The 18,975-nt window shown below is 52.6% G+C and carries 17 protein-coding genes; 1 reads left to right on the top strand and 16 read right to left on the bottom strand.

The features are described 5' to 3' along the window. Nucleotide 1 precedes the first annotated feature (1 nt). From IE105_RS06070 to rpsB, 15 genes are all read right to left on the bottom strand, one after another. The gene (locus IE105_RS06070; protein WP_189496483.1) at nt 2-1,186 is read right to left on the bottom strand and encodes a lipid-A-disaccharide synthase; all 1,185 of its coding nucleotides are present in this window, start codon (nt 1,184-1,186) and stop codon (nt 2-4) included. After that, nucleotides 1,179-2,021, bottom strand: coding sequence for an LpxI family protein (locus IE105_RS06075; protein ID WP_189496484.1), 843 nt, complete (start codon nt 2,019-2,021; stop codon nt 1,179-1,181). Before IE105_RS06075 ends, IE105_RS06070 begins: the two co-directional genes overlap by 8 nt. A gap of 2 nt (nt 2,022-2,023) precedes the next feature. Beyond that, nucleotides 2,024-2,821 (bottom strand): acyl-ACP--UDP-N-acetylglucosamine O-acyltransferase, encoded by a 798-nt coding sequence (gene lpxA / locus IE105_RS06080; protein ID WP_373299057.1) that lies wholly within the window; start codon nt 2,819-2,821, stop codon nt 2,024-2,026. A gap of 9 nt (nt 2,822-2,830) precedes the next feature. After that, nucleotides 2,831-3,280 carry a 3-hydroxyacyl-ACP dehydratase FabZ gene (gene fabZ / locus IE105_RS06085; protein ID WP_189496489.1) on the bottom strand — a complete coding sequence of 150 codons (450 nt, stop codon included), beginning with the start codon at nt 3,278-3,280 and terminating at the stop codon, nt 2,831-2,833. Then, complete coding sequence (locus IE105_RS06090; RefSeq protein WP_189496491.1) at nt 3,277-4,209, bottom strand: UDP-3-O-(3-hydroxymyristoyl)glucosamine N-acyltransferase; 933 nt, start codon at nt 4,207-4,209, stop codon at nt 3,277-3,279. The genes fabZ and IE105_RS06090 overlap by 4 nt, the downstream gene beginning before the upstream one ends. Nucleotides 4,210-4,282: 73 nt before the next feature. Further along, nucleotides 4,283-4,873 carry an OmpH/Skp family outer membrane protein gene (locus IE105_RS06095; RefSeq protein ID WP_189496492.1) on the bottom strand — a complete coding sequence of 197 codons (591 nt, stop codon included), beginning with the start codon at nt 4,871-4,873 and terminating at the stop codon, nt 4,283-4,285. 1 nt (nt 4,874) lies between these two features. Next, nucleotides 4,875-7,427: an outer membrane protein assembly factor BamA gene (gene bamA / locus IE105_RS06100; RefSeq protein WP_233354012.1), complete on the bottom strand. Its 2,553-nt coding sequence runs from the start codon at nt 7,425-7,427 to the stop codon at nt 4,875-4,877. 14 nt (nt 7,428-7,441) lie between these two features. Then, a complete protein-coding gene (locus IE105_RS06105; RefSeq protein ID WP_189496494.1) occupies nt 7,442-8,620 on the bottom strand; it encodes a M50 family metallopeptidase in 1,179 nt (392 codons plus the stop codon). Nucleotides 8,621-8,683: 63 nt separating this feature from the next. Then, entirely contained in the window at nt 8,684-9,856 is a 1,173-nt protein-coding gene (gene dxr / locus IE105_RS06110) for a 1-deoxy-D-xylulose-5-phosphate reductoisomerase (RefSeq protein ID WP_189496495.1), read from the bottom strand. Then, nucleotides 9,853-10,683, bottom strand: coding sequence for a phosphatidate cytidylyltransferase (locus tag IE105_RS06115; protein WP_189496497.1), 831 nt, complete (start codon nt 10,681-10,683; stop codon nt 9,853-9,855). Before IE105_RS06115 ends, dxr begins: the two co-directional genes overlap by 4 nt. Continuing rightward, entirely contained in the window at nt 10,683-11,402 is a 720-nt protein-coding gene (uppS, locus tag IE105_RS06120; protein WP_233354013.1) for an undecaprenyl pyrophosphate synthase, read from the bottom strand. Before uppS ends, IE105_RS06115 begins: the two co-directional genes overlap by 1 nt. Nucleotides 11,403-11,428: 26 nt before the next feature. Further along, complete coding sequence (gene frr / locus IE105_RS06125; protein ID WP_189496499.1) at nt 11,429-11,986, bottom strand: ribosome recycling factor; 558 nt, start codon at nt 11,984-11,986, stop codon at nt 11,429-11,431. 42 nt (nt 11,987-12,028) lie between these two features. Continuing rightward, a complete protein-coding gene (pyrH, locus tag IE105_RS06130; RefSeq protein ID WP_189496855.1) occupies nt 12,029-12,745 on the bottom strand; it encodes a UMP kinase in 717 nt (238 codons plus the stop codon). Nucleotides 12,746-12,885: 140 nt separating this feature from the next. Then, nucleotides 12,886-13,803 carry a translation elongation factor Ts gene (gene tsf / locus IE105_RS06135; RefSeq protein WP_189496500.1) on the bottom strand — a complete coding sequence of 306 codons (918 nt, stop codon included), beginning with the start codon at nt 13,801-13,803 and terminating at the stop codon, nt 12,886-12,888. 73 nt (nt 13,804-13,876) lie between these two features. Beyond that, nucleotides 13,877-14,809: a 30S ribosomal protein S2 gene (gene rpsB / locus IE105_RS06140; protein WP_189496503.1), complete on the bottom strand. Its 933-nt coding sequence runs from the start codon at nt 14,807-14,809 to the stop codon at nt 13,877-13,879. Between the two features lie 186 nt (nt 14,810-14,995). On the opposite strand from rpsB, the gene IE105_RS15650 reads away from it, so the two are divergent. Next, the gene (locus IE105_RS15650) at nt 14,996-15,331 is read left to right on the top strand and encodes a low molecular weight protein tyrosine phosphatase family protein (RefSeq protein WP_189496505.1); all 336 of its coding nucleotides are present in this window, start codon (nt 14,996-14,998) and stop codon (nt 15,329-15,331) included. Here IE105_RS15650 and dnaE read toward each other — a convergent pair. Next, nucleotides 15,328-18,792: a DNA polymerase III subunit alpha gene (gene dnaE / locus IE105_RS06150; protein WP_189496507.1), complete on the bottom strand. Its 3,465-nt coding sequence runs from the start codon at nt 18,790-18,792 to the stop codon at nt 15,328-15,330. The two genes, IE105_RS15650 and dnaE, sit on opposite strands and share 4 nt — an antisense overlap. Nucleotides 18,793-18,975 lie beyond the last annotated feature (183 nt).

Here is an 18,975-nt window from a genome sequence, read left to right on the forward strand (position 1 = left end):
GCTAGTTTACCATCGACAAGATCGCGGCTGCGGCTCGATCCGACGCATTATCAGACCCGGCGCCCATGCGCCGGGTTTCTTGTATTAATAGAGCGCGAAGACGCGCGGCGGTGTTAGGCTCATCCAATAATTGCATCAGCCTATCCACAGGCCCATCCGTCATGATTTCTTCTTGAATGAACTCCGGCATAAGCGGCTCATCTAACGCCTTATTGTTCACATCGGCGGATATATTGACCAGTGAGATATAACGCGGTTTAAACATCCGGATCGCAAACCAATATGTCAGCGACGACAATCGATAGATCACCACAGTCGGCACACCTGCGGTGGCCAATTGGGTCGTTACCGTTCCCGAACAAGCCAGCGCGCCGTTCATCGCCGCAATCGCGTCCAAAAACTCTGATTGATTAACGCGGGTAATGTTTCGGTCCATCAGCATAGAATCGACTAGTGGGCGGACGGGATCGGCGATCACACAGACCGGCTGGCAATTGGGATGCGTGACATCCAGTCGGTCCAAAGCGTGCAAAATGGCGGGACCGACACGGTCAATCTCGGAAGGACGGCTGCCGAAGAAAAATCCAATGACAGGGCGATGAGGATCAAGCCCGTGACGGTGTCGGAAATCTTGCGCATTCCCTGCCCCGTAATCCTGGTCGAGAACGGGATTCCCAACGAAGGTTTGCGCAAGGCCCGCGGCCTGAAAATAGGGCTCGTCCATGGGCTGCGTTGACAACAGATGATCAATATATCGCGCAAGTATTTTTGCACGCCCAGAGCGCATCGCCCAAACTTGTGGGGCAACAAACTTAATGACTTTACCCTCATAGCCCGCCGCTTTCAGTGCCTTAGCGACACGGACCATGAAGCCCCAGCTATCGATCAGAACGACAGATTTTGGGTTAGCTTCTAAGATGATATCGGTCGCTTCGCGCACTTTCTGCAGTACAAACCGATAGGCCTTCAGCCCTTCGACGAACCCCAAAATCGCGAGTCCATCAATGTCCATCTGGCTCTGCAAACCTACCCCACCCAAAGCCGGACCACCTATGGCAAGGAGGTGTATTGAAGGGGCTTGTTTTTTCAGAGCACGCGCAAGGTCGGCCCCTAGATGGTCTCCGGACGGTTCCGCAGCAACGATGAAGACATCGGCGCGTGCATCGACCTTTGGAGGGTTACCCACCTTTGGGGAGCCCTACCAAAAATAGGCCATGCTCATCCGCCAAGCGGACAGTCTCTGCGCGCTCAATCACAAAGGCCTCGCCCGCGTCCGCGATGATTCCGGCCAACCCGGCTGCTGCAGCCAGCTCGACCGTCTTCGGACCAATCGTCGGTAGATCAACACGGCGATCCTGTCCTGACTTCAGCCGTTTTGCCAAGACACCGGCGCGGGATACAGCGTCGCCTCTGAGCGCCGAAGGTAACTGTGCGACCCGCTCTAGCATCGCGTCAGTCCCTTCTTGGGCTTCAACCGCGAGAACAACGCCGTTCACAACCACGGCGCCTTGGCCAATGTCTTTCTCGCCAATCAACTGCGCGACTTCCATAGCGCGTTGCGCGTCTGCGCGTTGGTCAGCGGATATCGAATGCAGGCCTGCAGGTCCGGCGGCTAAAAGCAGAGATTGGCAGAGTGTTTGGGCAGAAACAATTTCAAACCCACGCGTCTCAAAAATGCCCATCACGTGACGCATCAACGCATCATCACCCTCTTTCGCCGCCTTCAATGTGCCCGGCAAATAGCGCATGGCACTCAGGTCAGGTTTGAAATTAGAGAAATCCGGACGTCCCACGTGCCCGGCCAAACAGACGTGGGTCACGCCTGCTTTCTCCATTGTTTTCAGAACCTTACCAAATTTAGCTAAAGGGAATCGCATCGCCCCTTCAAATTGACCCGCTGGGCAATCCGGATCAATTTCAATCACGGTCAAACGGTCGCCCGATTCTATGACAGACTTGGCAACGTTTACGGGTAAATCTAGGCCGCCAGCGATCAAGCCAATGTGGCGCGGAATGCCCACGGTTAGCGCCGCATGTCCGGCAATGTCAGATTCCGACCATTACTTCTCGACTGAATAAAGTCGATGATTTCCATGACTAAAACTTCTTCGGCGTACAGCCGGGTAGCATCCTCGATCCGTTCTGCGAGCGTCCCTTCATAGGCGAAGAGCTGTCTATAAGCCGCACGAAGCCTGTGTATTTGCACACGATCAAATCCGCGCCGTTTTAACCCAACAACATTGAGCCCCTGTAAGTGAGCGGCATTGCCCATAACGAGGCCATAAGGAATGACATCATTCGTCACTAAAGCCATCCCGGCAATAAACGCATAATCACCAATGCGCGTATGTTGATGGACAGCGCTTACACCGCCCAAGGTCACATAATTACCGATTGAGACATTCCCGCCAACTTGCGCATAGTTTGATAGCGTCACATGGTGTCCGACTTGGCATTCATGCGCGATATGAGAGCCGACCATCAGATAACAATCAGTACCGAGGCGGGTAATCGGTTTACCAACATCCGTTCCGGGGTGGATGTTGACCATTTCGCGAAAGACGCAACGATCACCAATTTCGATTCCGACGTTGTCTCCACCTTTATGTTTAAAGTCTTGTGGCGGGAAACCCATCGAAACTTGCGGGAAAAGCTGGCAATCCGCTCCGATTTTCGTGTTCCCATCCAATGTCACGTGGCTAACAAGCCGGGTTCGTGCCCCCAAGGAAACATGCGGGCCCACGATGCAGAACGGGCCAATCTCGACCCCGTCCCCGAGTTGGGCAGCGGGATCCACAATGGCGGTCGGATGGACTGTGATGCTCATGAACTAGCTGTCAAATGTCAGAGGGCTGGCCAGAAACTCGACGGTTAAGGCTCGCGCCCCGTTACAAACTGCCATGCCTTTGAACCGGTAAATATTACGACGCACGTCAAGCAATTCGGCGTGAAGATCAAGTGTGTCGCCAGGAACAATTGGTAAGCGAAAGCGGGCCTTGTCGATACCCGTGAAAGCGAGAAAGTCACCTTTGGTGACCATTTCCCCCAATACACCGATCAATGCGCCCGTTTGAGCCACCATTTCGATCATCAGAACACCCGGTAGAATAGGACGATCCGGGAAATGTCCTCGAAAAACATCCCATTCCGGCGATACGTCAACCTGCGCATGTGTCGATTTACCGTCAAAAGAGAGAACCCGGTCCACCAGTAAAGCGGGCGGCGCGTGTGGCAGCAAAGCTGAAACCGCGTCACGCCCAAGAGGAAATTTATAGTTCATTTCTTTATGGCCCGTTTTGCTTGGGCAACAATACGCATATGATCGCGAATAGGCATAGCAGGAATTCCCGACCATGTTTCCCCGGCAGGGACATCGTGCATAACGCCTGCAAAAGCCGCCAAGCGCGCACCCGCGCCGACAGTGATATGATCGGCTAGACCCGCACTACCACCCATCATAACGCCTTCGCCAATGTGACAGGATCCGGACAGCCCAACTCGTCCCGCTAAAATACATCCGCGTTCTAAAACGCAATTATGCGCAATTTGAACGAGGTTATCGATCTGGCAATCATTAGAAATTTTCGTGTCCCCGAGCTGACCACGGTCAACACAAACATTGGATCCAATTCGGACACGTTCGCCAATAATGACGCGGCCTACGTGCGGAACAGGAAGAACTGAACCTGCGGGACCTATGGCAACACCAAAACCACTCCCACCGATAACCGTACATGCCCCAATCGTCGTATCTTTCCCAATGATAGCGTTCATGATGACCGAATTAGGTCCGATTTTTACACCGTCCGCAATTGAAACGCCGGGGCCAATATGAACACTCGAGTGAATATCCGCCGTGGGCGCAATATCTGTCTGCGTCACAGACGGTTGCACAAGGAGGTCCGTCGCGCGCGCAAGCTGGTATTTAGGCGCCTTACACAAGATGGGAATAATATGTCGTGCCGAGACCTGTTCAGCCAAATTTGGAGGCACAAAACAGGCTGAGGCGTTAGCAGTTTCCAATGCCGCAACGTGACGTTTGCTCTCAAGAAAGCACACATCCCCGGGCTGGGACCCTGCCAATGGGGCGGGTTGGCAAATAAGTGTGTCAGCGAAACTGCCCTCTGGCGCAGCCAGATCGAGACGCGCACAGAGCTCCGCCACAGAGAGTCCGCCGTCACGCAGAGTATAGAAGCGTGGGTCAATCATAACAATTAGATAAGGGGCGGTCCCCCGCCCCTCCAAAACACGTCCCGTGTCATCAAGTAACGTAAGCTAGCAATTAGCCCGGCTGACGCGGAAGCTTTTCACGTGTGACGGGCACAGTTTTCATCTCAGCGTTAAGCCGTGTCAGAACATCTGTCGTAATATCCGCAGGAGCGCCAAAAATAACATTGGCACGATCAAGCACGATGTCGGCGTTGCGTTCTTCAACCATTTTCTTGATAATTGAGGACACTTTCGCATCAACGAGTTGAACCGCTTTCAACTTAGCAATTTGCAGCTCACGCTGTGCAATCGCGGCGTCCTGCTGTAGTTTTTGTTCGTCTTTTTGTTGCAATTGCAGCTGGGAGACAAGCGTAGCATCGCCCGCGATTTGCTCGCGTGTTTTGCCATCCATCAGGGTCATAAGGCTTTTACCGCGAGTTTGCAGCGGAGCACCTTGCGCTTCAAGCTGTGATTTAGTCGTTGTCGCCAAGGATGCGATCTGGCGTTCAATATGCTGACCGACTTGGCTTTCTGTATAAACTCTGGCCGTATCAACGACCAGGACGGTGCTTTGAGCAAAAGCTCCGGCGCTTGCGATGAGGGCTAAAGCCCCGCCTGCAGCAGCTTTGAGCGCCGAGCGGCGTAAAGTTTTAAAAGTAGACATTCTAGAACCTCGTACGAGTAGTAAACTGGAACGACTGTCTGTCGTCAAAAGATTGTTTCACAAGCGGCTTCGCAAAATCGAAGCGGATCGGTCCGAAAGGACTTTCCCAAAATATACTGGCCCCGGCCGTGACGCGCGGTGAAAGCGAATCAACTGTCCTCTGACAAATCACACCCGACGCAGTAACCCCGTCACAACTGGCACCTGATTGAAGACCGGACGTGCCCGGATCGACAATAATATTATACTGGAAATCTTCATCCAGCAGGCCAACTGTCCCAGCTTCAACGAAGAGTGACCCAAGAAGCTGTGGGAGGCCAACAGGGAAACTCACCTCAGCCGCAGCGAGCGCAAACAAATTGCCCCCGAGCGCTTGTTGACGACCATCAACGCCGCCGCTCGCTGTCGGTATCAATGTTGATCCCGTTTCGGCGACAAAGTTCACAACGCGCGGACCAATACCGGCATTATCAAACCCGCGAAAATCTTGGTTGCCTTTAAAGTAGCGATCATTGACCTGAACCGGATCACCGCTCCAGCCGCGAATATAACCACCAGACAGGCCAGCCGTCGCGATAACGCCTGGGAACAAGCCCTTATAGTAATTGCCCCGAACGTCTGTGCGCAGATAACGAACGTCGCCACCAACACCGGCGACATCTTGGCTAAACCGAAAATCAAATCCACCTGTCGGTGTGATCGGATCATTTCGGCGGTCCCACCCAAACGTGTATCCGACAATGGAGGATAAGCGACCACCGACCTGCTGACAAAGCGATAGGAGTTGGGTATTTTGCGCAGACAAACTGTTATTTAGCGAGCTTGCGAGAACAGCATCACATTCGTTCTCTTGCGGAAACTCAATCGATTCAGATCGTAAAGAGTACCGCGTCGAGAGGCTCGTGTTTTGTGTCAGTGGGAACGCAAGTCCGATTTGTCCACCCGTACGGGTCGATCGGAAACCCGCTTCCTCAAGGAAGTCGATCACGACATCGAACAGCTCGACACTGCCGGCGAGATTTCGACCCAAGAAACGCGGCTCTGTAAATCGTGCGTCAATTTCTCGTCGGTTAGACGAGGCTCGGATCACGAAGCGCAGTAACTGGCCACGTCCCCGTAAATTTCGCTGCGTAATCGACAGATCGACAAGGAAGGCATCCGCAGACGAGAAACCTGCAGAGAAGGAGAGCTCCCCTGTCGGTTGCTCTTTAACGCGGACTTCGACAACGGCCCGATCGGGAGACGACCCTTGCGTTTCGACAATTTCGACATCTTCGAAAAAGCGGAGCGCTCTGACCCGATTGCGCGAACGGTCTAACAAAATTCGGTTGAACGCATCGCCTTCGACGAGTTCTAACTCCCGGCGAATAACATAATCGAGTGTCGTCGTATTCCCAACGATATCAATCTTCTCGATATAAACGCGGGGGCCCTCAACGACATTGAAAACGAGGTCAACGGTCTTAGTTTCCCGATCCAATCGAAGGTCTTGTTGGATATCGACGAATGCATAGCCACTGGTACCAGCCGCAAAATTCAAATTATCGATGGCGGTTTCAATTTGTGAGGAATTAAAGACCTCACCTTCTTGAATATTGACCAGTCGCTTGAGGAAATTCTTATTGAGGGCTTCCAACTCTGTTTCGACCGAAATGTCGCCCCAGCGGTATTCGCCGCCTTCATCAAGCGTAAAGGTGACATAAAAGTTTTCTTGATCTGGTGTCAGTTCAGCCACAGCGGAGACAACACGGAAATCGGCAAAACCGCGATTTGTGTAGAATGTACGCAACTGTTCACGGTCAAACTCAAGGCGACCCGGATCGTAGTTGTCGTTCGAACTGAAGAATTTCCACCAGATTGATTCTGTCGTTGCAATCTCTTTGCGTAATTTACGATCTGAATACTCGGCATTCCCAATGAAATTGATGCGTTTGATGCCCGTGACAGGACCTTCTGAGATTTCAAAAATCAGATCGACGCGGTTTTGCGGCTGTTCAACGACTTTCGGTTCAACTGTCGCCCCAAAACGACCCGACTGGCGGTAAAGCTCGATAATACGCTGAACGTCTTCTTGTACTTGTGCGCGGGTGAAGAGAGAGCGTGGCTCCGCGCTAATTTCATCATTGATCTTATCGGTTTTGAGCGACTTATTGCCCTCAAAGATAACCCGGTTGATGATCGGGTTTTCAATCACTTGGATCAGGACGTTGCCGTCACGCGGGTCAATAACAACATCAGCGAATAAGCCCGTCGCATAAAGTGTCTTCAGCGATAGATCGATCCGATCCTCTGAATAAGGATCACCCGGCGCGAACAGCAAATAAGACGCGACTGTATTGGCTTCGACGCGCTGATTACCAACAACTTGGATCGTGCGAATGCGTGAGGGCGTCTGAAAAGCCGCCGCTGCAGCGGCACTGTCAGGGATCGGTGTTTGTTGTGCAAGAGTTGTCGCTGGTAACAGCAAGCATAACAACGTCATCGCCAATGAGAGGCAAATTACAGCCTGCGCATTCGACAGACGCTGTTCTATCCATGTGTGGAGAGATCGCATTCTTGGCCATCCAGTTATGAGATTAGGCTTCCGATGTAGCCAATGTCGTTTATTGTCAGGACGACGAATAACCCCAGAAGAATGGCCATTCCGAACCTGAACCCGATTTCCTGCTTCTTCTGGCTCAACGGTTTTCCCGCGACTGCTTCATAAACGTAGAAGACCAGATGTCCACCGTCGAGCATGGGGATCGGCAGTAAATTAGCGAATCCTAATGCGACGGAAATGCCAGCGCCTAAATTAAGCAGCATAAAAACGAGGTTTCGTAGCCTTTCGCGGGCTGAACGGTCAGTTTTGACGATATCAACCGTCACTTTACCAGTCATAGCCCCGATGCGTAAAATGGAGCCCAGCTGTTTTCCGTCTTCTTTGCCGGTGAAAATCCGCCCAATATAGCCACCCGTTGCTGACAGCGTAGTGCCAACCTGTTTCGTGCCAAACATCAGTGCTGTCGCCGGATTGTAACGACGGGTCTCGAACGCAGCGTCAGGCGATGGGCCGACACCAAGACGTCCGTGAGTCATGCGACCCCCGATAAAATCTTTAGCTTCGACCATACGCGGCGTCACCGTAAGCTCAACGAGTGTTCCGTTGCGGTCGATCACTGTATCAATCGGGGTGTCACCTCTGAGTTGAATGTGCTGAGCCATTTCGAGCCAATCCCTGATCTCTCGACCATCCATCCCAACAACCTTATCATCCACCTGTATGCCGGCCATGGCCGCAGAGCTTCCCGCCTCGACACTACCGATCAAAGCTTCAGGATGACGCGTCCCTACCCAGAGTACGGCAATGCCAAAGAGGATGGCAGCAAGAATAAAGTTAGCAACAGGGCCAGCCAGCACCACGAGGGCACGCTGCCAAATTGGACGGAAGTGAAAAATGCCCGAGACATCACCTTGTTCAGAGCGGATCTTGTCCAAGGCTTCGGCATCTGGATTAGACGCGGCCCCTGCATCGCCTGCAAATTTGACGTATCCGCCCAGCGGAATTTTTGAGATCGCCCAAGTTGTCCCCGACTTGGCGGTGCGCTTCCAAATAGGACGACCAAAGCCAATCGAAAATCGATCAACCTTTATACCGAACATTCTGGCAACGCTGTAGTGACCTAATTCGTGGAAGAAGATCAGCCCAGAAATAACGGTGAAGAAAACAATGACCGCAAGAAGGATATAGAGAATGTCTAGAAGCACTAGGACCTACATGTAACGGCCCGATTCCAGACCTAAGAAGCGATTGCCTGTATTGGTGGGAGCTTACAAGTTTACAATATGGCCATGAGCAGTGTCACGGGCGCGTCGATCCGTGTGAATAACGGCCTGCATATCTTCTGGGGCAGCCCCAAAATCACTCTGGCTTGCAAATGTATCCATCGCGCGTTCGCACGTATGTGCAATATCGAGAAACCCGATTCGACCCTGCAAGAAAGCCTCAACCGCGACTTCATTAGCCGCGTTCAAGACACATGCCGCCTGTCCGCCCGCCTCCAATGCGTCACGCGCCAACCGTAAAGCCGGAAACCGGTCTAAGTCTGGATCAAAGAAAGTCATTTGTCCGACTTTAGCGAAGTTTAGCTGTTCAACGGGCGTTTCCATCCGCTCTGGCCACGCCAAAGCATAGCCGATTGGGGTGCGCATATCCGGAGAGCCCATCTGCGCGAGCACCGACCCGTCGAGATATTCCACCATGGAATGAATGATTGATTGTGGGTGAACAACAATATCAATTTCAGACGACGGACGACCGAATAGCCAAGCAGCTTCAATAAGTTCCAACCCTTTGTTCATCAGTGTCGCAGAATCGATACTGATCTTCGCGCCCATGCTCCAAACCGGATGGGCCAAGGCGTCTTCACGAGACACAGTTTTCAAGACAGACAAGGGGGTTTCCCGGAATGGGCCGCCTGACGCAGTTAAAATGAGGCGCCGAACGCCCTCGGGTCGATCTTTATCGAGCACCTGAAAGATGGCGTTATGCTCTGAGTCCACGGGCAAAAGAGTCGTTCCATGCCTGGAAACTGCGTCCATGAAGGTTTCCCCAGCACAGACGAGGCATTCTTTATTCGCGAGAGCAACTGTGTTCCCCTGCCCGACCGCTGCGAGTGTTGGCTCTAATCCGGCTGCGCCGACGATGGCGGCCATCGTGATGTCGGCTGTATGCCGAGCCAATTCAACGAGCCCTTCGGATCCCGATAAGACTTGGACCGAATGAGAGGCGAGTTTTTCACGAAGGTCTGCTTCGCAAGCCGGATCTGCAATCGCGACGACTTCAGCTTTAAATTCGATGGCCTGTTGTGCCAACAAATCCACATTTCGGTTGGCGGACAAACCCACAACCTTAAACGCGCCCACAGCCGCACGCCCGAGCAGGTCAAGCGTGTTGACCCCGATCGAACCCGTCGAACCCAAAATCGTAATAGACCGCGTCATCCGATCGGCCACCGATCCCCGATAAGCATAAAGAGAATTGCGCCGCCAACGACAGCCGCCAACAAACTATCCAGTCTGTCGAGAAGACCGCCATGCCCCGGCAGCAAGGTTCCGGTGTCTTTCACACCCAAACGCCGCTTGAACATGCTTTCAAGCAAATCCCCAAGAACGGAGAGGACAACTAAGGGCAAAGCCAGAAGAACTGAACCCCAAGCCGGCAATCCGATAAACAAACCGGCAATAACAGCAATGATACTCGCAAGAATAAGACCTGAAATTGCTCCTGACCATGTTTTGTTCGGCGACAGCTTGGGAGCGAGCTTTGGCCCGCCAATCGTCGATCCGCCAAAATAGGCACCAACATCAGCGGCAATCACGACCAAAATGATGAAACTAAGTTGAGTGAAACCCCGTGTTGCAAACCCGACCTCAGCCCCTCGCAATAAGATCATCACGACCGCAGGAAAGATGATGTAAGGCAAGCCAAAGGCCGTCCAGACGGCCCCACCGCGTGATTGACGCTCCGCAACGGCCGCCAATGTGACAAGAAAAAGCGCGCCGACGGCCCAGACTGGCAGGCCCTGAACAGCGTAAAGAAGAGCGACGAACAGCCCGACCATAGCGAGCCCAAACGCAAGCGGTGTTGCACCCGAGTCCGTCATACGCACCCACTCATACATCATTCGGGCTGAGAATATCGCCACGAGCGCTGTCCAAATATATCCGCCGAAGTAGAAAGGAAGCAGACAAACGAGAAGAACAATCACCCCGGTTAGAAGGCGGGGTTTTAATCCGCTCAAGCGCGCTTTCTTAACGACATCAGTCACTAGGCCACCTCTGATGCTTCGGAGACACCAAAACGTCGGTTTCTGCCAGTATATTCTTTTAATGCGGCGACGAGTTCTTCCCGACCAAAGTCGGGCCAAAGAACATCCGTGAAAACAAATTCGGCATAGGCGGCTTGCCACAATAGGTAGTTCGAAATGCGCTTCTCTCCACTTGTCCGAATTACTAGGTCGGGATCTGGTAGATCGGCCGTATCAAGATAGCCGGCGAAATCAGCTTCGGTCATCTCTTGCAGGTTAGCCCCATCAGCGGCGGCCCGCTGGACCGCGCGTATAATCTCGTCTCGGCCACCGTAATTAAACGCAATGTTGAGATTGAAATGGGTGTTTTCGGCTGTCTCTAAAACAGCCCGGTCGACCAGCCGGAGGATATCTTTCGATAGGCCCTTGCGCGTTCCAAGGATGCGAATGCGAACCCCTTCGCGTTTAAGTCGGTCTAAATCCGCCTCAATAAACTCGCGCATCAATGCCATTAAGGCCGCGACTTCCGCTCTAGGACGCGACCAGTTTTCAGTCGAGAAGCTATACAGTGTCAGACATTTGATGCCGATTTTTGAGGCATCTTCGACGATCCGCCGAACGCTTTCTACACCGGCGCGATGACCAAACCCACGCGGCCGATGCCGCGCCTTGGCCCACCGCCCATTCCCATCCATAATGATGGCAACGTGCTGCGGAATAGCGCCGGAATATGTCGTCAAATCATATGTATCAGGATCAGAAATCGCTAGACCTGCATAATCTCATCGGTTTTGTGCGAAAGTGCGTCATCAATTTGTTTAACAAGCTCATCAGTCGCAGATTGAACATCTTTTTCATGCGACTTCTGCTCATCTTCACCCATATCGCCATCTTTTTCGAGGCGTTTAAGCGTCGTCATGGCTTCGCGTCTAACGTTGCGAACCGCAATTTTGGCATTCTCGGAATATGTCCCGGCAACTTTCGCGAGATCCCGGCGCCGCTCTTCAGTCAATGGCGGCATAGGAATCCGTAAGTTTTGACCGTCCATAACCGGGTTCAGCCCCAGACTGCTTTGGCGCAGGGCCTTATCGACGGCGCCAACCATGCTTTTATCCCACACGGACACAGTCAGCATGCGGGCCTCCGGAACCGAGACGGACGCCACCTGATTGATCGGCATTTCTGATCCATAGGCTTTGACCACGACACCGTCGAGCAGTCCTGCGTTGGCACGGCCAGTCCGCAACCCGCCAAATTCCTTGCGGAGCGATTCGAGCGCACCGTCCATACGTTTTCGATAATCTGAAACTTTAAAACCGGTCATTTACCTGTCCTCCACTGTCTTTGAGCGTTCATCAAGGCCGAATCATGCCTTTATAATGGTCGATGTACCATGACCGGCCATAACCGCGTCGAGAGCACCCATCTCTTGCAATGAAAACACGATAATCGGAATATTGTTTTCACGCATCAGAGCAATCGCAGATGCATCCATAACTTTAAGGTCGTCGGATAACACTTTGTGATAGCTCAATGTCTCGTAACGCACAGCATCAGGGTTAGTCTTGGGATCAGAATCATAGACACCGTCCACCTGTGTACCTTTTAGCAAAGCATCACAGTCCATTTCCGCCGCCCGAAGCGCCGCAGCTGTATCAGTCGTGAAATAGGGGTTGCCTGTGCCCGCAGCAAAAATAACGACTCGGCCTTTTTCCATGTGCCGCACGGCGCGACGGCGAATATAGCTTTCACAAACTGTCTGCATCGGGATCGCGGATTGCACGCGGGTCGGAACGCCGATCTGCTCCAATGCGCTCTGCATCGCGAGGGCGTTCATGACCGTCGCCAACATCCCCATATAATCCGCTGTAGACCGTTCAATCCCCGTGGCTTGAGCCGATAGACCCCGGAAAATGTTACCCGCGCCAATAACGAGGGCGATTTGCAGGCCTTTTTCATGCGCAGCCGCGACTTCTCCGGCAATCCGGGTGACGGTTTCCGTATCAATCCCGTACTCATGCTCACCCATCAGGGCTTCGCCTGAAATTTTCAGGAGAACCCGGTTATATTGATAGTCAGCCATATGATCCTCAACCTCGATATCCGTCGCTAAAGCGGCAGTTTTGGCGGCTCTATCGTAGCGCACGGCTATATCCAAGCCGTCGACACAAAAAAGCCTGCCCCGAGAATCTCGGAGCAGGCTGGATATTCGAAATTGTCGCCTTAGCCTTTAACGGCTGCGGCCACTTCTTCTGCGAAGTTTTCTTCTTTTTTCTCAATTCCCTCACCAACGGCCATACGGACGAAACCTGTGAGTTTGATGTCGGCGCCAAGGGCTTTACCTTCATCTTCGAGAACTTTTTCAATCGTACGCTCACCGTCCATGACAAAGATTTGCGTCGCGAGAACGCTTTCTTTGAAGAACTTCTGCATCCGACCTTCGACCATTTTGTCGACAATGGCTTCTGGCTTACCAGAATCCAGCGCTTCAGCTTTTAGCATTTCACGCTCTTTAGACACGATAGCTTGATCCAAATCAGCGACAGTATTGGCAAGAGGTGACGTCGCCGCGACATGCATCGCGATTTTTTTGGCCAATTCTTCCAGTTTTACTGCGTCACCAGACGATTCGAGCGCAATCAAAACACCAATCCGGCCCATGTCAGTCGCGGCCGCGTTGTGAATATAAGATGCCACAACACCTTCGCTGACTTCTAGTTTTTCCATCCGGCGGAATGACATTTTCTCACCGATTTTACCAACCAACTCGGTCAGATATTCAGTGACCGACTTGCCGCCTTCGAGTTCGGCTGAGCCCAGAGACGCACTATCGTCAACATCCAGACCGCGCGTGGCGATCTTAGCTACAGTAGCTTGGAAAATTTCGTTGCGAGCCACAAAGTCAGTCTCAGAGTTCACTTCGACGACGACACCTTTTGTGCCAGATGTCGCAGCGGCGACAAGACCTTCGGCCGCGATACGTTCCGCTTTCTTGTCCGCTTTCGCGATCCCTTTGGTGCGCAACCAATCAATGGCAGCATCCATGTCGCCATTGGTTTCGTTGAGTGCTTTTTTGCAGTCCATCATGCCTGCGCTCGTAATTTCGCGCAGTTCTTTGACCATTGCGGCAGTGATTGCCATGGTGTCTCTCCATCCTTAGAATTTTATGGGGTTCGCGCCGCAAATAAGAGCGGCGCGAGGAGATTTAAAGGGCTTAACCCTCAGCTGGTTTAACAGCCTCAGCAGCAGCTTCCGACGTCACTTGCTCTGTCGCATCCAATTTTGGATTAACATCGGCAAGAGCTTCAGCAACAGGTGTCTCTGTTGTCAAAGGCTCAGCAGCAGGTGCAGGAGCAGCTTCGGCGGCGGGTGCCGCAGCAGCTGTTTCTTCAGGAGCAGCCATATCAAGAGCAAGCTCTTCTGGATTTTCAGCAGCGCCGATATCCATACCAACAGAGGCAGCGGCTTCGGTCATACCGTCCAACACAGCATCCGCCATCAGCTCACAATAGAGTTGAATAGCACGGGCCGCATCATCGTTACCTGGGATCGGAATATCAGCTTCTGATGGATCGCAATTCGTGTCGAGGATCGCAACAACAGGGATGCCAAGGCGACGCGCTTCTTTAATCGCGATGCTTTCCTTATTCGTGTCGATCACGAACATCAGGTCAGGCTTACCGCCCATGTCTTTGATTCCGCCGAGTGTCCGGTCAAGACGTTCACGTTCGCGAGCCAGGTTCAAGAGTTCTTTCTTGGTCAGGCCGGCTTCGTTCGGGTCCATTGCATCAAGCTGCTTCAGGCGCGCGATTGATTTAGACACGGTCTGCCAGTTGGTGAGCATCCCACCAAGCCAGCGGTGATTGACGTAATATTGTGCGCAACGACCCGCGGCCTGTGCCACAGGCTCAGATGCCGCACGCTTTGTACCAACGAAGAGTACGCGACCGCCTTTAGCGGCAACATCACGGACTTCTTTGAGAGCTTGGTGCAACAAAGGAACTGTCTGCGACAGATCCATAATATGAATGTTTGAACGAGCGCCGAAAATATACGGTGCCATTTTTGGGTTCCAGCGGTGTGTCTGGTGACCAAAGTGTACGCCTGCTTCGAGCAGTTGGCGCATAGAAAATTCAGGAAGAGCCATGGGATATCTCCTTCTTCCGGTTAACCTAAATGCGGGGTTGAGAGACTGATGTCTCACCGGAACTGACGTCTGCGCTATATGCACAGGGCCAAAACCCGCACGCGAATTGATGGAACGCGCTATACTGCGCAAGAGACGGGATGCAAGGGGTTTGTGCGGTCGAGACGAAACCTTTATCAAGCCTCTATGCACGGCAATCCAATTAATATTCTCTTTGTCTGCTCACGCAACCAATGGCGAAGCCCTACAGCTGAACGCATTTACAGAAAAGATGATCGCTTCAACGTTCGCTCAGCCGGAGTTAGCGCATCGGCACGCAAACGCGTACCAGACCGCGACATCACTTGGGCTGACGTCATCATCGCCATGGATTCGTCGCACGCGGATCGACTGAGGCCCATGATCAGACGTACACTGTCTCAAGTGACCCTTCACACGCTTGACGTACCAGACCTCTATCAATTTATGGATCCAGAATTGGTCAACTTGTTGAGAGACAGAATTGAGGGTGTTTTCACCTAGGCCGCAATTTCTTCGATTGTTTCAATCGCGCTATTCGCTTTCAACGCCTTTCGAATATTGGGGTCAATCGCCCAACTTCCGCGCAGCTGCCAACGGGCTTCGCGCGCGTCACTCAATGGGCCAGAGAGCTCGATAATGCCTGAAATAAGATGCGGCGCATCGCGAAGTTTGCACAGCATAGCTTCCAATTCATCCAGCGTGGACGTCTCAACATCGCGTAACCGAATACGGAGGCCTTTCGGGGGAAGGCGATCATCAGATTGTGATGACGACCCTGCAATCAATTGAACCGTTTGGGCAAAGTAGCGCAGATCGCCATCTTCGCCCTCGACCCGTACTTCGCAGATCACAGCGTTCCCGACGGTCATGACCTCACGCTTAGTAAAGAGCAGGTTTTCAGGCACGAAAAGTTCAAACTCACCACTCGGGTCGGACAAACCGAGATAGGCAAAACGCTTCCCATGTTTGGAATTTCGTTCTTGGCGGTTACGGACAATGCCGGCGACACGGAAATTCCGCTTCCCCGATATCGCAAGCGCTTCGATCTGTTCCGAAGGCACAATTTTAATCGAGACAGTTTTGAGATGCTCCTCCAGCGGGTGGCCGCCTAAGTAAAAGCCGACAGCCCCAAATTCATGCTCCAACGCTTCGACTGTTTCCCAATCCGACCTCACTAATAGATCAGGGTCAGGTGTCGCCTCATCAATACCGCCGAACAGATTGACCTGTGCAGACTCACGCTCTTGCGCCGCCAATGTCCCAACCTTCTGGAGCATGCCCGCAGACGCCAGCGCCGTTGCGCGCGACACGCCCAGACAATCAAACGCGCCCGCGCGGGCGAGGTTTTCCATCGCGCGCTTATTAACAACCCGCATATCAACACGCCGTGCGAAATCATAAATGTCTGAAAATTTGCCATCGCGCGTCCGAACCTCAACGACATGTTTCATCGCCTCAAGTCCCACGTTTTTGAGTGCGCCCAAGGCGTAGAGAACCTTGCCGTCAACAACATCAAAATCGGCCATCGACCGATTAACGCAAGGCGGAAGGATATCGACATCAATCCGTTTGGCTTCTTGAAAGAAGAATGACAGCTTTTCCACAACACTCAGGTCAAGGCTCATCATCGCGGCAATGAAATGGGCGGGATAGAGCGCTTTGAGATAGGCCGTTTGAAATGAAATCATCGCATAAGCGGCCGCGTGTGATTTGTTGAACCCGTAGCCCGCAAATTCGTTTACAAGATCAAAGATACCCGACGCTTGATGACGATCCACTCCACGGGCAACGGCGCCGTCGATAAATTTATCTTTTTGGCGGTCCATTTCCGCCTGATCTTTCTTACCCATTGCGCGACGCAACAAGTCAGCGTCGCCCAAGGAGAAGCCCGATAGGACCTTGGCGATTTCCATCACCTGTTCCTGATAAATGATAATACCGTAGGTTTCCTCAAGCAAATCCGCCAACTTTGGATGCGGATAGGTGATCTCTTGGCGCCCGAATTTCCGTTCGATAAAGTCTGGAATGTTTCGCATCGGTCCGGGCCGATAGAGAGAGATAATCGCGGTCAATTCTTCTATCGAGTCCGGCGCCAGCTTGCGAAGGGCATCGCGCATGCCGGAGCTTTCCAATTGGAAAACCCCCGCCGTCAGGCCTCTCGCTAACGGTTCATAAACTTTCGGCTCCGATGTTCCAACTGTGGCCAAATCTATGTCGACCCCGTCCTTGCGGAGCAGTTTCAGGCAACGGTCAATCACGGTGAGTGTTTTTAAGCCCAAAAAGTCGAACTTCACGAGGCCGGCTTTTTCTGCCCATTTCATCGTAAACTGCGTCGCGGGTACGTCTGAGCGTGGATCGCGGTATAGCGGAACCAGTTCCGTTAATGGGCGGTCTCCAATCACCACCCCGGCTGCGTGGGTCGAGGCATTTCGGTAAAGACCTTCGAGAGATAGCGCGGTATCTAGCAAGCGTCTGACCTTGGGGTCTGAGCGGCGAGCATCTTGAAGAGATGTCTCCATGTTGATGGCTTGCTGAAGCGTGACAGGGTTTGCCGGATTGCTGGGCACCAATTTCGCCAATCGGTCGACCTGCCCCAACGGCATTTGCATCACGCGTCCTACGTCACGAACAACCGCCCGTGCCTGCAAGGTTCCGAATGTAATGATCTGCGCAACCTGTCCGTCACCATATTTCTTCCGGACATATTCAATCACTTCGCCGCGACGTTCCTGACAAAAATCAATGTCGAAATCGGGCATAGAGACCCGTTCTGGATTGAGGAACCGTTCGAATAGGAGACCGTAATGAAGAGGGTCCAGATCAGTAATTGTCAACGCCCACGCGACAACGGAACCCGCACCAGACCCGCGTCCCGGACCGACAGGAATATCATTATCCTTGGCCCATTTGATAAAGTCGGCAACGATCAAGAAATAACCCGGAAACCCCATCTGGGTGATCACGTCGAGCTCATAATCCAATCGCTCGAAATAAGTCTCTCGCGGCTGTGCAAGATCAATCAAGGCTAACCTGGCCTCTAATCCCTGACGCGCTTGGTTGGCGAGAATATCTGATTCTGATTGCGAGCCGTCACCAAAATTCGGTAGGATCGGATCGCGCTTGAGAGAGCGATAGGCACAGCGCTGTGCGATAATGAGTGTATTGGCAATCGCTTCGGGAATATCTTCAAAAAGCGGAATCATCTCTTCTGATGACTTCAGATAATGGCGCGCAGTCAGTTTTCGACGGTCCTGTTCAAGAACATAAGACCCTTCATTCATTGCGAGCAACACATCGTGCGCATCATACATTTCTGGCCCAATGAAATAGGGCTCATTTGTAGCGACGAGAGGAATGTCGAGCCGATAGGCCATCTCAATCAGGACGGGCTCGGTCTTCGCTTGTTGGGGTAATCCGTGACGCTGCAATTCGATATAAAGGCGGTTGGGAAACATCCCGCAAAGTGTCGTCAGCCAGCGTTCGGCTTCTTCGGGACGACCGTCATTGATGAGACGGTCTAGCGCGCCATCCAATCCGCCCGTCAGCGCGATTACGCCGTCCGTACGGCCCTTCAACGCGCTCAGTTTGACATGAGGTTCATCGACAGCATCGACATCCAGAAACGCGGCTGACGATAAGGCCATCAGGTTATTATAACCTGTCTCATCCTGCGCGAGCAGAACGATTGTTCCATCAAGCTCCGTGCGGAGTTGTCCGGGTTGACGTTCCCCCTCTAAGTCTAAAAACAAGGTCAGCCCAATTATAGGCTGAATGCCCGCCCCTGTCATCGCCTCGGAAAACTCCAAAGCGCCGCAAAGATTATTCGTGTCAGTGATCGCAATCGCCGGTTGGCGATAGGTCGTCAACCGTGAGGCCGTCTCCTTCATTTTCAGCGCCCCTTCCAACATGGAATAAGGAGACCGCATACGAAGATGAACGAAGTCACGAACCATGGGCAACATTATCCTCCAATTACCATCATCCAAACCGACATGACGGTGACGAATGCTGCCAGAACGATAGCCGCTCCAAGGTCTTGTGCGAACTGCTTCATCATGGTTATCCCCTTTTCTCTTACTCTGTTGCCATTTTGTTCTGTTCTATGTTTGTTCTCATGTCAACAGATTAGGAATTCTTTCCCTGAT

Origin of the sequence: Algimonas arctica (assembly GCF_014652695.1) — a bacterium.
Taxonomy (GTDB): Bacteria; Pseudomonadota; Alphaproteobacteria; order Caulobacterales; family Maricaulaceae; genus Litorimonas; species Litorimonas arctica.

What these genes read in the sequence shown, in the direction of transcription:
- fabZ (WP_189496489.1), bottom strand. Translation starts at nt 3,280, where the DNA reads ATGAACTATAAATTTCCTCTTGGGCGTGACGCGGTTTCAGCTTTGCTG.
- IE105_RS06090 (WP_189496491.1), bottom strand. Translation starts at nt 4,209, where the DNA reads ATGATTGACCCACGCTTCTATACTCTGCGTGACGGCGGACTCTCTGTG.
- IE105_RS06095 (WP_189496492.1), bottom strand. Translation starts at nt 4,873, where the DNA reads ATGTCTACTTTTAAAACTTTACGCCGCTCGGCGCTCAAAGCTGCTGCA.
- bamA (WP_233354012.1), bottom strand. Translation starts at nt 7,427, where the DNA reads ATGCGATCTCTCCACACATGGATAGAACAGCGTCTGTCGAATGCGCAG.
- dxr (WP_189496495.1), bottom strand. Translation starts at nt 9,856, where the DNA reads ATGACGCGGTCTATTACGATTTTGGGTTCGACGGGTTCGATCGGGGTC.
- frr (WP_189496499.1), bottom strand. Translation starts at nt 11,986, where the DNA reads ATGACCGGTTTTAAAGTTTCAGATTATCGAAAACGTATGGACGGTGCG.
- pyrH (WP_189496855.1), bottom strand. Translation starts at nt 12,745, where the DNA reads ATGGCTGACTATCAATATAACCGGGTTCTCCTGAAAATTTCAGGCGAA.
- tsf (WP_189496500.1), bottom strand. Translation starts at nt 13,803, where the DNA reads ATGGCAATCACTGCCGCAATGGTCAAAGAACTGCGCGAAATTACGAGC.
- rpsB (WP_189496503.1), bottom strand. Translation starts at nt 14,809, where the DNA reads ATGGCTCTTCCTGAATTTTCTATGCGCCAACTGCTCGAAGCAGGCGTA.
- IE105_RS15650 (WP_189496505.1), top strand. Translation starts at nt 14,996, where the DNA reads ATGCACGGCAATCCAATTAATATTCTCTTTGTCTGCTCACGCAACCAA.
- dnaE (WP_189496507.1), bottom strand. Translation starts at nt 18,792, where the DNA reads ATGTTGCCCATGGTTCGTGACTTCGTTCATCTTCGTATGCGGTCTCCT.